This is a genomic window from Mesorhizobium sp. P2_E9, from assembly GCF_056403815.1.
In genome coordinates, this window is record NZ_JBFUET010000017.1 from 149,620 (window position 1) to 161,386 (window position 11,767).

11 protein-coding genes are annotated in these 11,767 nt (G+C 61.3%); 2 read left to right on the forward strand and 9 right to left on the reverse strand.

From position 1 onward, the window contains the following. Window positions 1–126 precede the first annotated feature (126 nt). Window positions 127–1,626, forward strand: coding sequence for a hypothetical protein (locus tag AC1D05_RS27700; RefSeq protein WP_477444923.1), 1,500 nt, complete (start codon window positions 127–129; stop codon window positions 1,624–1,626). Window positions 1,627–1,727: 101 nt separating this feature from the next. On the opposite strand, the gene AC1D05_RS27705 is transcribed toward AC1D05_RS27700, so the two are convergent. Continuing rightward, the gene (locus AC1D05_RS27705) at window positions 1,728–2,768 is read right to left on the reverse strand and encodes a glutamine synthetase beta-grasp domain-containing protein (protein WP_477444925.1); all 1,041 of its coding nucleotides are present in this window, start codon (window positions 2,766–2,768) and stop codon (window positions 1,728–1,730) included. Between the two features lie 316 nt (window positions 2,769–3,084). On the opposite strand from AC1D05_RS27705, the gene AC1D05_RS27710 reads away from it, so the two are divergent. Next, window positions 3,085–3,276: a DUF2735 domain-containing protein gene (locus AC1D05_RS27710; RefSeq protein WP_477444927.1), complete on the forward strand. Its 192-nt coding sequence runs from the start codon at window positions 3,085–3,087 to the stop codon at window positions 3,274–3,276. A 76-nt stretch (window positions 3,277–3,352) separates the two neighbouring features. Here the strand turns inward: AC1D05_RS27710 and AC1D05_RS27715 are convergent, their stop codons facing one another. From AC1D05_RS27715 to AC1D05_RS27750, 8 genes are all read right to left on the reverse strand, one after another. Then, window positions 3,353–5,242, reverse strand: a complete 1,890-nt coding sequence (locus AC1D05_RS27715) for an MFS transporter (protein WP_477444929.1) — start codon at window positions 5,240–5,242, stop codon at window positions 3,353–3,355. Between the two features lie 183 nt (window positions 5,243–5,425). Continuing rightward, window positions 5,426–6,217, reverse strand: coding sequence for an ATP12 family chaperone protein (locus tag AC1D05_RS27720; protein ID WP_477444931.1), 792 nt, complete (start codon window positions 6,215–6,217; stop codon window positions 5,426–5,428). Between the two features lie 12 nt (window positions 6,218–6,229). Next, entirely contained in the window at window positions 6,230–7,102 is an 873-nt protein-coding gene (locus AC1D05_RS27725; protein WP_477444972.1) for a DMT family transporter, read from the reverse strand. A gap of 47 nt (window positions 7,103–7,149) precedes the next feature. Continuing rightward, window positions 7,150–8,130 (reverse strand): RluA family pseudouridine synthase, encoded by a 981-nt coding sequence (locus tag AC1D05_RS27730; RefSeq protein WP_027028859.1) that lies wholly within the window; start codon window positions 8,128–8,130, stop codon window positions 7,150–7,152. 61 nt (window positions 8,131–8,191) lie between these two features. Beyond that, window positions 8,192–8,566 (reverse strand): fluoride efflux transporter CrcB, encoded by a 375-nt coding sequence (gene crcB / locus AC1D05_RS27735; RefSeq protein ID WP_477444933.1) that lies wholly within the window; start codon window positions 8,564–8,566, stop codon window positions 8,192–8,194. A 41-nt stretch (window positions 8,567–8,607) separates the two neighbouring features. Continuing rightward, on the reverse strand, window positions 8,608–8,970 hold the full coding sequence (locus AC1D05_RS27740; RefSeq protein WP_477444935.1) for a DUF779 domain-containing protein: 363 nt from the start codon (window positions 8,968–8,970) through the stop codon (window positions 8,608–8,610). Window positions 8,971–9,108: 138 nt separating this feature from the next. Continuing rightward, window positions 9,109–10,626: an aldehyde dehydrogenase gene (adh, locus tag AC1D05_RS27745; RefSeq protein ID WP_477444937.1), complete on the reverse strand. Its 1,518-nt coding sequence runs from the start codon at window positions 10,624–10,626 to the stop codon at window positions 9,109–9,111. A gap of 142 nt (window positions 10,627–10,768) precedes the next feature. Beyond that, entirely contained in the window at window positions 10,769–11,734 is a 966-nt protein-coding gene (locus tag AC1D05_RS27750; RefSeq protein WP_477444939.1) for a helix-turn-helix domain-containing protein, read from the reverse strand. Between the last annotated feature and the right edge of the window lie 33 nt (window positions 11,735–11,767).

An 11,767-nucleotide genomic window follows, 5' to 3' on the forward strand; every position in this document is an offset into this window, starting at 1 on the left:
TCGGCACCAGCAAGCTGCCGTCCGGTGACAAAGCACTCGCAGTCATCTCTTCAATTTTCATGACCGGATTCACCCGGTCATAAATCTATCCATCTATCCTCGGTTGCAAAGATGGAGCATTGCCCGATGATCGCCAGGCGAGTTATTGCCGCCCTACTGGTCGCCTTGTTCGTGATGGGGCAATCTTCCAGCGCGCTTGGCGAGAGCCTCCAACAGCTTAGCCAAGCCGACAAAGTCGCATTCGACAATATCGTGAACGCCCTCGACAATTGGCGCAGCGATGCCGCGCAAGTCGCGAAGGTTCAGGCGGACATCCAGAATTTCAGCGCCACCCACCCCGGCTTTATCCCCATTCAAGTGGAGGCAGCCCGCGCCAAATGGCTATGGGTTTCGGACGGCCTGGGCATGGCCATCGGAGCCAAGTCATTCACTCCGATTGTTCTGGAGCTGCAAAAACTCGAGCCGACCTATGCCAAATCCTACATTCTGGGTGCTCGCGCCTTCATTCTCTCGGGCGACCCGGCCAGCGCCAGGCTTCAACTCGGCAAAGCTGCTGAACTCGATGCCAAGGATCCCTGGGTCGATCTGACCTGGGCACTTTTGTTCGACCGAACCGGCGATCCCAACAAGGCAGTGATGTCCGCCAGGGCTGGCCTTGCCAAAGCGAATGGGCAACCATTGGCAATCGCCGAGGCTGTCTTGGCAATCGCAAACAACGGCGGCATCCCGGATGACAAATCCGCCGATCTGCTCGCGGACCAGATCTACAAAATCGACGCAGATGCTTCGACTTTGGCCACGGTCATGGCCAAGGCACTGGATCAGTACAGGTTTCAGCCGGGACTTCTGCAAACGCTCGCGCAAGTCACGCAGCGCGTCCTGGCTTCGTCGGAGCCAACGCCGGAATTTCAGCTTCAGATGGCGCGCTGGAACCTGGCATCTGGATACCTGTATTTCTACGCAGGAACGTTCCGATACCAGCCGGACTACGCGAAGGCCGCACTCAAGATACTGGACCAAATCCGGGATGATCCGGATGTCGCCCAAATGGCCTGGAGCCTTCGTTTCGATATCGTCGCAAGCCTCGACGATTCGCCCGAGATCCAACGATTGATCGCGGAGGGCGAAAGCAGACAATATCCTGTGCAATTGGTTGCACCCAAGAAAGGCACACAACTCTACGCCCAGGGAAAATTCCGGGAGTTGATCGCTCTCTACAAGCAAGCAGGCCTGCAGGATGACGAATTGATTGCAAGGGCCGATGGGCGTGTCGGCACTGGAGACACTGCGAAGCGTTACTACCTGCGGCAATTGGAAATGGCGCCGACGGCGCCAAACCTGAACGCAAACTATGCGCAGTTTTTGCTGATGCGCTTTGCTGACGCCGACGGCGCTATCGAGTACGCGGGAAAGGCGCTTTCGCTGATGCCTTATGAGAGTGCTCGGCAAACTCTTTCGCTTGCGCTGCTCCTGAAATCCGGCCGCTACCTTCGCAGTGGCAATCTCCCCAAGGCAAGGAGCACGCTTGGGCAGGCGAGCCTGGTGGGGATCGATCAGGACTATGCCAGAAAATGGTGTCTGGATTTCTGCAATGATGTGGATGCTGCGCTTGCGGCAGTTCAATAGGCAAACGGCGCTCACCAGACCTGCGGCAAAAAAAGAACCCCGGCTTTCGCCGAGGTTCTTGTCCGGTTGTCAGATAGCATGGGGCCGTCAGCCCCATCCGACTACGCAGCAGCCGAGACCTTCGCGTCGGTCGCAACCTCCGAGATGGTCTTCAGAATCTGCGAAGCGATCTGGTAGGGGTCGCCTTGCGAGTTCGGGCGACGGTCTTCCAGATAGCCCTTGTAGTCATTCTTGACGAAGGAGTGCGGCACACGGATCGAGGCACCACGGTCGGCGATGCCGTAGCTGAACTTGTTCCATGGCGCGGTCTCGTGCTTGCCGGTCAGACGCTTGTCGTTGTCCGGCCCGTAGACGGCGATGTGGTCCATCAGGTTCTTGTCGAACTGCGCCATCAGCGATTCGAAATATGCCTTGCCGCCGACTTCGCGCATATAGGCGGTCGAGAAATTGGCATGCATGCCCGAGCCGTTCCAATCGGTATCGCCGAGCGGCTTGCAGTGGAACTCGATGTCGATGCGGTATTTTTCGGTGAGGCGCAGAAGCAGATAGCGGGCGATCCACATCTGGTCGGCGGCCTTCTTGGAGCCCTTGCCGAAGATCTGGAATTCCCACTGGCCCTTGGCCACTTCGGCGTTGATGCCTTCATGGTTGATGCCGGCGGCGAGGCAGAGGTCGAGATGATCTTCGACGATCTGGCGTGCGACATCGCCAACGTTCTTGTAGCCGACGCCTGTGTAGTACGGGCCCTGCGGCGCGGGATAGCCGGTCTCCGGGAAGCCGAGCGGGCGGCCGTCCTTGTAGAAGAAATATTCCTGCTCGAAGCCGAACCAGGCGCCCTCGTCATCGAGGATGGTGGCGCGCTTGTTGGAGGCGTGCGGCGTGACGCCGTCCGGCATCATGACTTCGCACATGACCAGCACGCCATTGGTGCGGGTCGGGTCCGGATAGACCGCGACCGGCTTCAGCACGCAGTCGGAGCTGTGGCCCTCTGCCTGCATGGTCGAGGAACCATCGAAGCCCCACAGCGGCAGCTCTTCCAGCGTCGGGAATTCGGCGAATTCCTTGACCTGCGTCTTGCCGCGAAGGTTGGGGACCGGGGTGTATCCATCGAGCCAAATGTACTCGAGCTTGTATTTCGTCATTCTAGCCTCTCGTTGCTTGATCACCGAACACCAGACGGGGTCGACATGCGTCTGCCGTCGGCAGCCGGCGCTGCCGATTGATAAAATGCAATTCGTGTGCCACTCGGGCGTCGACGGGTGCGGCAAAATGGCCGCGATATCGCGCTGAATTTACTCAGCCGTCTCACCACTGGGTCCATATCGATCAAACGCAGATACTGCATAAATATTAGGCGTTTGATGATCTTTTCGTAGGCATATTGCCTAAAGGAATCGCAGGACCTATCTTCTGGGAAAGCTGAATCGAAAAGCTCAATAAGAAGAAAGGAGACCGCTCATGGAAGTCGTCCACTCCCGTCCGTCGGCAAAAATTCTGGTGTTCCCTCTGGCAGCGCGCAACTCTGCCTCAAATTTAGGCGTAAAGGCGAAATTCGCGGCAGAGCTGGCCTCGTTGCGCAACACGCACGCCGATTTTGACGGCTGGTATCACGAAGCGGCCGTCGAGGAAGAAAATCAGCGCAAGAGCTGATCCGCTTCTTCAGGTCTCAGGCACCAAAAGCCCGGCGTGAGCGATCACGCCGGGCTTTCTGTTGACCGATGATCCGTCAGTCCTTGGCGTGCAGGTCAGTGCCAAGCGTATCCTTGACGAAGATCATGCCGATGACGAGCGTGAACGCCGCGATCACCACCGGGTACCAAAGGCCGTAGTAAATGTCGCCCTTATAGGCACTGAGCGCGAACACCGTCGCCGGCAGCAAGCCACCGAACCAGCCATTGCCGATGTGATAGGGCAGAGACATACCGGTATATCGGATGCGGGTCGGGAACATCTCGACCAGGATTGCGGCAATCGGACCATAGACCATGGTCACGAACAGGATCAGGATAAACAGGATGCCGATCGTCATCGGCCAGTTGATCCCGGCCGGGTCGGCGAACATGGCGAAGGCACCGCCGCCCGGTATGTTGTAGACTGTGACCTCCGGCGCACCCGCTGCCTCATCTGATGTCAAGAGCTTGTCCTTGACCGCCTGATCAGTCGGCACCGCTGCCTTTTCGCCGCCGCGAATAGTTGCCGCGTCGAGCTTGAGTTCAGGATTGGCTGCAATGAAGGCGTCGAGTTTCTGGTCGGCGACCTTGATCGCCGCGCGCTTCAGCGGATAACCACCGTCTTTCAGGGAGATGTTGATAGCCTTGGCGAAGGCTGCATCCTTGGCCTTGGCCTGATCACCGGCAGCGACCGCATCGTAGGAGTCCACGGTTTCGTTGCCGATCTTGACCGACGCAGCCGTTCCAGGCGCCGCCGTCGACAACACTTCATAGGGAACCGAGTTCTTGGTCAGGAATGAAGTCGCGATGTCGCAGGACGTCGTGAACTTCGCCGTGCCGACCGGATTGAACTGGAATCTGCAGTCGCCCGGGGCTGCGGTCACCGTCGCCCTTGTGTTCTGCTGTGCGTTAGCAAGTGCCGGGTTGGCCGCCCGGGTCAGCGCCTTGAACAGCGGGAAGGTGCAGACAATGGCGAGCGCGAGGCCAGCCATGATGATCGGCTTGCGACCGATCTTGTCGGAGAGCCAGCCGAAGACGACGAAGAAGATCGAGCCAAGCGCCAGCGCAATGGCTATCATGATATTGACCGACTGCGCGTCGACCTTGAGCACGTTCGTCAGGAAGAACAGCGCGTAGAACTGGCCATTGTACCAGACGACGGCCTGGCCGGCGGTGAGACCAAGCAGCGCCAGCAAAGCGATCTTGGCGTTCTTCCACTGGCCAAAGGCCTCCGACAGCGGCGCCTTGGAGCCCTTACCTTCGTCCTTCATCTTCTGGAACGTCGGAGACTCTGACAGAGACAACCGGATCCAGACCGAGACGGCAAGCAGCAGGAAGGAGACGATGAACGGTATGCGCCAGCCCCAGGCGGCATAAGACTCCTTACTAATTGATCCCTGGACAATCAGGATGACGATCAGCGACAGGAACAGGCCGAGCGTCGCTGTCGTCTGGATCCATGAGGTGTAGAAGCCGCGGCGATCGTCAGGCGCGTGCTCGGCAACATAGGTCGCCGCACCGCCATATTCACCACCGAGCGCCAGGCCTTGCAGCATGCGCAGGACGATCAGGATCACGGGAGCCGCGATGCCCAGGGTTGCATAGCCGGGCAGCAGGCCGACCAGGAAGGTCGACAGGCCCATGATCGTCATGGTGACGAGGAATGTGTATTTGCGGCCGACGAGGTCGCCGATGCGACCGAACAGCAGCGCGCCGAACGGGCGCACCAGGAAGCCGGCGGCAAAGGCTAGCAGCGCGAAGATGTTGCGCGTCGCCTCCGGAATGGTCGGGCTGAAAAAGGTCGAGCCGATAAAGGCCGCCAACGAACCGTAGAGATAGAAATCGTACCATTCGAAAACGGTGCCGAGCGAGGAGGCGAAGATAACCTTCTTCTCCTCCCGAGTCATGCCGCGGCTGGTTCCGCCGGCGGTCGATGCAATTGCCATTGAGTTGTCCTCCCGTGAGACCCTGTCCTCGATGCCGGGCGCCAACGTCCGCGCTCTCCTCCGAACGCGGACTCGGAAATGCCGAGCCATCACGGAAAAAATGACAGAAAGCGCTCGCCGAAGGCAGAGCGACGATGGGATTATGACTTTGGTATTAGGTGCGGTGCGGCAGGGACCGGCCGGTCAGGCCTTGAGCGCTTCGAGAAGGCTGACCGCAGCCAGCATATCGCGCCTACGGGCAGCGCGGCGCGCGACCGCTTCGGCGTCCTGTCCCCATTGCTCGATCTGCCAATCCTCGTCGACATGGCCGGCGGCCCAGGCGGCCTCCGAGTCGAGTTCGCCGAAATCGACGGCCAGCGCCAGCAGCGCCGAACCGGTCAGCGAGGTCATGACGTGGATGGCGGCCAGCCGCAACGGTTCGACGCGCTGAGCAAGATGACTGCCCAGAACGGCGATGGACTCACGCGGCTGCTCGACATGAATGATCCCTTCGGCAAGGTTGAAGCGGGCTCCAAGCGTGGCGCGCGCCCAATCGATGACCGGATCCCACTGCTCGTTCTGCCGCTCGACCAGCCCTTGCGGCGCATCGGCGCGGTAACAGAGCAGGTCCGATGAGGCAAAGCGCAGTATGTCTTCCAGCACCGCCTGCGGATCGCTGGCGACGCCGTCGATGGCGGTGTTGACCAGCCGCATGACCGGCATCGTTACCGGATTGATCGTCTCGCCCTGCTCAGCGAACTCCTCGGCAACCAGCACTGCTGCCGCCTCGGTCGGCAGCGCCAGCAGCGCCTTGCCCGGCGTGCGCACCGGCTTGCCGTCGAGATGCACGGCAAAACCACCCTCTGTCGGCGCAACCGAAACGGTCTTGTAGAAGCGCTTGGGCTGCGGTGTCTTCATCTGAATCTGGGCGCGGCGCACCGGATCCGGATCGGAAAGATACTTGCCTGCTTCGAGGTCGTTGAGGATATCACGCATGAAAAATCTCTCTCACACCGGTGTCAGCTTGCGTGCCGGCCGGTTGACGATGATCAGGCCGGCGGCAATCAGGCCGAGTGCCAGGAAGATGCGAATGGTCAGCGGCTCGTTCAAGATGACCGCACCGCACAAAACACCGAAAACCGGCGACAGGAAGGTGAAGCTGGACAGGCCGGAGGCCGGATAGCGGCGCAGCAGCCAGAACCAGAGGACATAGGTGAAAGCGACGATGTAGATCGCCTGGAAAAGCAGCGCCAATGTCGGCAACAGCGAGGGATCGCGCACCGGCGTGCCGGCGAGCGGCAGCACCAACAGGCCGACGACCGCCGCGCCGGCGAGTTGATAGAGCAGCAGCTTCTCCGCGCTCGCCTCAACCAGTTTGGATCGCTTGATGAGGATATTGGTCAAAGCCCAGAAGAACCCGGAACCGAGACTGAGCAGGTCGCCGAACAGCATGTCCCCGCCGCCGCCAAGCTTGTCGGAAAAGACGGCGGCAAGGCCGGCGAAGGCCAGCAGCAGGCCAAGGAACTTGCGCATGGTGATCTGTTCGCCAAGCAGGAAGTGCCCGCCAATCAGCATCCAGAACGGCATGGAGTTGACCAGCAGCGTGTTGCGGGCAACGGTCGTGTGCTCCAGGCCGACATAGAGGCACAGGAATTCGACGCCGAAAAGCACGCCAACCGCGATGCCAGCCAGCAACGTGCCATCGCGTGTGAACAGCGCGATGCCGCGCCAGCGGCACCAGAGGAAGACGCAGAAGCCGCCGATGACCGAGCGTGCGATCGACAGGAAGACAGGGTCGTAGCCGGCGTAGGAGATCTTGGCGGCGACGTAGTTCAGGCCCCAGGAAAAGGTCAGGCCGACCATGATGGCGGCGGCGGCCATGTCGACTGTGTCGCGCCGATCGAGCGTGTCGGTGGCGCCGCTCAAGCTCAGTCCTCCGCGCTGGCGTCGTCGAAGCCGATCAGGTTCCAGCTCTGGCGCATATGCGGCGGCATCGGCGCGGTAACGTCGATGACGCCCTTGTCGGGATGCGGAATGATGATGCGGCGCGCATGCAGATGCAGGCGATTTTGAATGCCACCTGGGAAATCCCAGTTGGTATCGGCCTCGAAATATTTCGGGTCGCCGATGATCGGGCAACCGATATAGGCGGCATGGACGCGAAGCTGGTGGGTGCGGCCTGTATAGGGCTCCATTTCCAGCCAGGTCATGGTCTGCGCCGCCTGCTCGATGATGCGGTAGTAGGACACGGCGTGGTCGGCGCCTTTTTCACCATGCGCGGCCACCCGAACGCGGTCGCCGTCCTCAGTCGGCTCCTTGATCAGCCAGGTCGAGATCTTGTCCTCGCGCTTGGGTGGCACGCCTTTGACCAGGGCCCAGTAGGTCTTCTTCGTTTCGCGGGCGCGGAACGCCTCCGACAGCTTCATGGCGGCCAGTCTCGAGCGGGCGACGACCAGCACGCCCGACGTGTCGCGGTCGAGCCGGTGGACCAGCCGCGGCTTCTCACCCTTCTGGTTGCGCCAGGCTTCCAGCATGTCGTCGACATTGCGGGTGACGCCCGAGCCGCCCTGCACCGCAAGGCCGGCCGGTTTGTTGAAGACGAAAACCTTCGGATCCTCATGGATCAGCATTTTTGCCAGGACGTCGGCATCGCCCTGGTTGCGGATCGAATGGCCGGTCAGCGCGCTCTCGCCCTTCTTGTCGACCTCGAGCGGCGGAACACGCACCACCTGGCCAGGCTCGACACGGCTGTCGGCCTTGACCCGGCCGCCATCGACGCGGATCTGGCCGGAGCGCAGCAACTTCTGCAGATGGCCAAAACCAAGGCCCGGGAAATGGGTCTTGAACCAGCGATCGAGCCGCATGCCCGCCTCGCCGGCCTCCACCGTGATCTGTTCAACGCCTGCCATTTTTTCTTCGCTTATCCGTTTCCAAAGCAGGTCTCGGCCTGCGCTTGGCGCGGCAATAGCATTAAGGCAGGCTTCTTGCGAGCCAAAGTCCCAGAAACAGGGCGATGATGGCGCCAATGACGCTGGCCAGCGCATATCCAAACGCCGGCAGCGTGGCGCCGCGGTCCCACAGTGTCGCGAAATCGAGCGAAAAGGCGGAAAACGTGGTGAAACCACCAAAGATGCCGGTAGCGACAAACAGCCTGACTTCATCCGATCCGCCGCGGCGCACCAAGGTGGCGATGAACAGCCCCATGGCAAAGGAGCCGACGATGTTGATGGCCATCGTGCCCCAGGGATAGTTGGGGCCAACAAGGCGCAGCGCACCGATATTGGTCAGATGGCGGACGCCAGAGCCGATGCCGCCGCCGATGACAATGAGAAGCAGATTGAACATTGTCGTCTACTGCCCGTGCAAGGGCGGTGACGTCAATCCCTTCAAGCCGAGGGCGATGGGATCGCACACACAGTTGAACGCGTCAGAAACCGCCTCTCGCGACCATTGTCGAGCGAGAACATGCCGCCCCTGCCCGGCACGACGTCGATGATGAGATCGGTGTGTTTCCACACTTCATATTGCGAAGCGCTGATGTAGACCGGCGTCTCGCCGATTTCGCCCAGCATGACGTCATTGTCGCCGACGATGAAATCGTTCTGGGGATAGCACATTGGCGAGGAGCCGTCGCAACAGCCGCCCGACTGATGGAACAGCACCAGCCCGTGGTCGGCGATGATTTCAGCCAGGAATGTTCTGGCCTCCGGCGTCGCCGAGACTTTCCCAAGCGAAACCTTGTCGAGCACGGCATTTCTCCGTTATCAAGCGATCGGGCATCATCAGGTGATCGGGCGCGGCGGAACGGCCGCGCCCCTTTTGCTGATACGCATGACCCATCGGCGATATAGGGCCTTCCGAGGTCATACGCAGCCCTGGGAGGGCTCTCAGAAGAAGCCAAGCTTCTTCGGGCTGTAGCTGACCAGCATGTTCTTGGTCTGCTGATAATGGTCGAGCATCATCTTGTGGTTCTCACGGCCGATGCCGGACTGCTTGTAGCCACCGAATGCAGCATGCGCCGGATAGGCGTGGTAGCAGTTGGTCCACACACGGCCGGCCTGGATGGCGCGGCCGAAGCGGTAGCAGCGGTTGGCGTCGCGGCTCCAGATGCCGGCGCCGAGACCGTAGAGCGTGTCGTTGGCGATCGACAGCGCCTCGTCGTCATCCCTGAAGGTCGTCACCGAGACCACTGGCCCGAAAATCTCCTCCTGGAAGACGCGCATCTTGTTGTGGCCCTTGAACACGGTCGGCTTGACGTAATAGCCGCCGGCCAGATCGCCCGGCAGATGGTTCTGCTCGCCACCGATCAGCACCTCGGCGCCTTCCTGCCTGCCGATATCGAAGTAGCTCAGGATCTTCTCCAGCTGTTCGCCCGATGCCTGTGCACCGATCATGGTTGCCGGGTCGAGCGGATCGCCTTGGACGATAGCGGCAACGCGCTTCAGGGCGCGATCCATGAACTTGTCGTAGATCTTCTCATGCACCAGCGCCCGGCTGGGGCAGGTGCAGACCTCGCCTTGGTTGAGCGCGAACATGACGAAGCCCTCGATCGCCTTGTCGAAGAAGTCGTCATCTTCTGAGGTCACGTCCTGGAAGAAGATGTTGGGCGACTTGCCACCGAGTTCGAGCGTCACCGGAATGAGGTTCTGGCTGGCATATTGCGAGATCAGCCGACCGGTCGTGGTCTCGCCGGTGAAGGCGATCTTGGCGATGCGGTTCGACGACGCGAGCGGTTTGCCGGCTTCGAGGCCAAAGCCATTGACGATGTTGAGCACGCCATCCGGCAGCAGGTCGCCGATCAGGTCCGCCCACAGCATGATGGTGGCGGGTGTCTGTTCGGCCGGCTTCAGCACCACGCAGTTGCCGGCGGCAATGGCCGGCGCCAGTTTCCAAACCGCCATCAGCAACGGAAAATTCCAGGGAATGATCTGACCGACGACGCCAAGCGGCTCGTGGAAATGATAGGCGACGGTATCATCGTCGATTTGCGACAGGCTGCCTTCCTGGGCGCGCAAAGCACCGGCGAAATAGCGGAAATGGTCGATGGCGAGCGGCAAGTCGGCTGCGGTCGTCTCGCGGATCGGCTTGCCATTGTCCCAGGTCTCGGCGAGCGCCAGGAGATCGAGATTGTCCTCCATGCGGTCGGCGATACGGTTGAGGATCAACGCGCGTGCAGCCGGGCTGGTCTTGCCCCAGGCGTCCTTGGCCTTGTGCGCGGCGTCGAGTGCCGCCTCGATGTCGTTTGCATCCGAACGGGCGATTTCGCCCAGCGGCTTCCCGTTCACCGGCGAGATGTTGTCGAAATACCGTCCTGAATGCGGCGCCACCCATTTGCCGCCGATGTAGTTGTCGTAACGCTTGGCGAAGGGCACCTTGGCCGTGCGTGAAAATTCCACCTTGTTCATTGTCTTCCTCCCAGGAAACAGCGGTACGGGATGTACCGCGCTGCGAGGGAGAGTGAGGATGCCGTCGGGCTTTGTCAGCCCAGGCAAGTCATCCACCCCGGGCCGACTGTCGCAAGATTGCGACAGGTTCGGCGCGGAAACCTCAATGTGGCCGACGGATGCCGAAGCGGGCGAGCTTGCGATGCAGAGTGGCCCGGGAAATGCCGAGATTGTGCGCGGCGGCGGAGACGTTGCCATCGGCTCGCGCGATCGCCCGCTGGATCACTCCGCGCTCCGCCTCTTCGAGTTCCTCCGCGGCCTTGGCGACGTCGCCGAGGATGTCGGCGGCGGGCAGCCCCCTGGCCAGCGCCTGTTGCGTGATACCGAGGGTCTGCCGCGCCGAGCGTGTCGCGCCGACGACCAGATCATCGCCGTCGACCGCAATCAGCGCACCGGCGCCGCGTTCGGCCGCCGAGGCAAGCAGAATGCGGGCATTGGGAAAAGACAGGCGAAAATTCTCGGCCTCGATGCGGCGGGCGGCATCGCCGACCGCCATGGCGATCAGGCCGACAAAGCCTTCGGTCAGATCCGACCGGCACGACGAGACATCGAGCGCGGCAGCCAGATTGCCCTCGTGGTCGTAAATCGGCGCCGTGGTGCAACTGAGCAGCGTGTTGCTCGAAAAGAAATGCTGGTCGCGGTGGATGGTCAGTGCGCGCTGGTCGGCCAGGCATGTGCCGATGCCGTTGGTGCCCTCGGAGTCCTCACTCCATACGGTCCCGGTCCATAGGCCCCATTCGTCGAAGGTCTCGTCATCGGCGGAAGCCCCGCGGCGTTCGACAGGGATACCGTCGCGATCGGCAAGCAGGACGCAACAGCCAATGCCGCCGACCGCGAGATAGAGACGATCAAGGCTCGCATCCGCGGCCCGCAGCAGCTGCTCGACCCGCTGCCGCGCCAGCCTGAACTCGCCTTCGGTCAGTCGTCGAGGCGCCTGTCGTTGGCCAGGATCCAGTCCATGCAGCGTGAGCGAGCGCCTCCAGGAGGCAACCAACGCCGATCGGGCGGCATCGCTGGTGGCAATGGCCGCCTGGACGATATCAGCATGATGGGCCGGCTGTCCGCTCACCTCATCCTCCCAAGGCGCTTCCAACTCAAGCAG

Excerpts from the sequence above, each read along its gene's own strand:
- AC1D05_RS27700 (WP_477444923.1), top strand. The coding sequence starts at position 127 with ATGATCGCCAGGCGAGTTATTGCCGCCCTACTGGTCGCCTTGTTCGTG.
- AC1D05_RS27705 (WP_477444925.1), bottom strand. The coding sequence starts at position 2,768 with ATGACGAAATACAAGCTCGAGTACATTTGGCTCGATGGATACACCCCG.
- AC1D05_RS27710 (WP_477444927.1), top strand. The coding sequence starts at position 3,085 with ATGGAAGTCGTCCACTCCCGTCCGTCGGCAAAAATTCTGGTGTTCCCT.
- AC1D05_RS27715 (WP_477444929.1), bottom strand. The coding sequence starts at position 5,242 with ATGGCAATTGCATCGACCGCCGGCGGAACCAGCCGCGGCATGACTCGG.
- AC1D05_RS27720 (WP_477444931.1), bottom strand. The coding sequence starts at position 6,217 with ATGCGTGATATCCTCAACGACCTCGAAGCAGGCAAGTATCTTTCCGAT.
- AC1D05_RS27725 (WP_477444972.1), bottom strand. The coding sequence starts at position 7,102 with ATGGCCGCCGCCGCCATCATGGTCGGCCTGACCTTTTCCTGGGGCCTG.
- AC1D05_RS27730 (WP_027028859.1), bottom strand. The coding sequence starts at position 8,130 with ATGGCAGGCGTTGAACAGATCACGGTGGAGGCCGGCGAGGCGGGCATG.
- crcB (WP_477444933.1), bottom strand. The coding sequence starts at position 8,566 with ATGTTCAATCTGCTTCTCATTGTCATCGGCGGCGGCATCGGCTCTGGC.
- adh (WP_477444937.1), bottom strand. The coding sequence starts at position 10,626 with ATGAACAAGGTGGAATTTTCACGCACGGCCAAGGTGCCCTTCGCCAAG.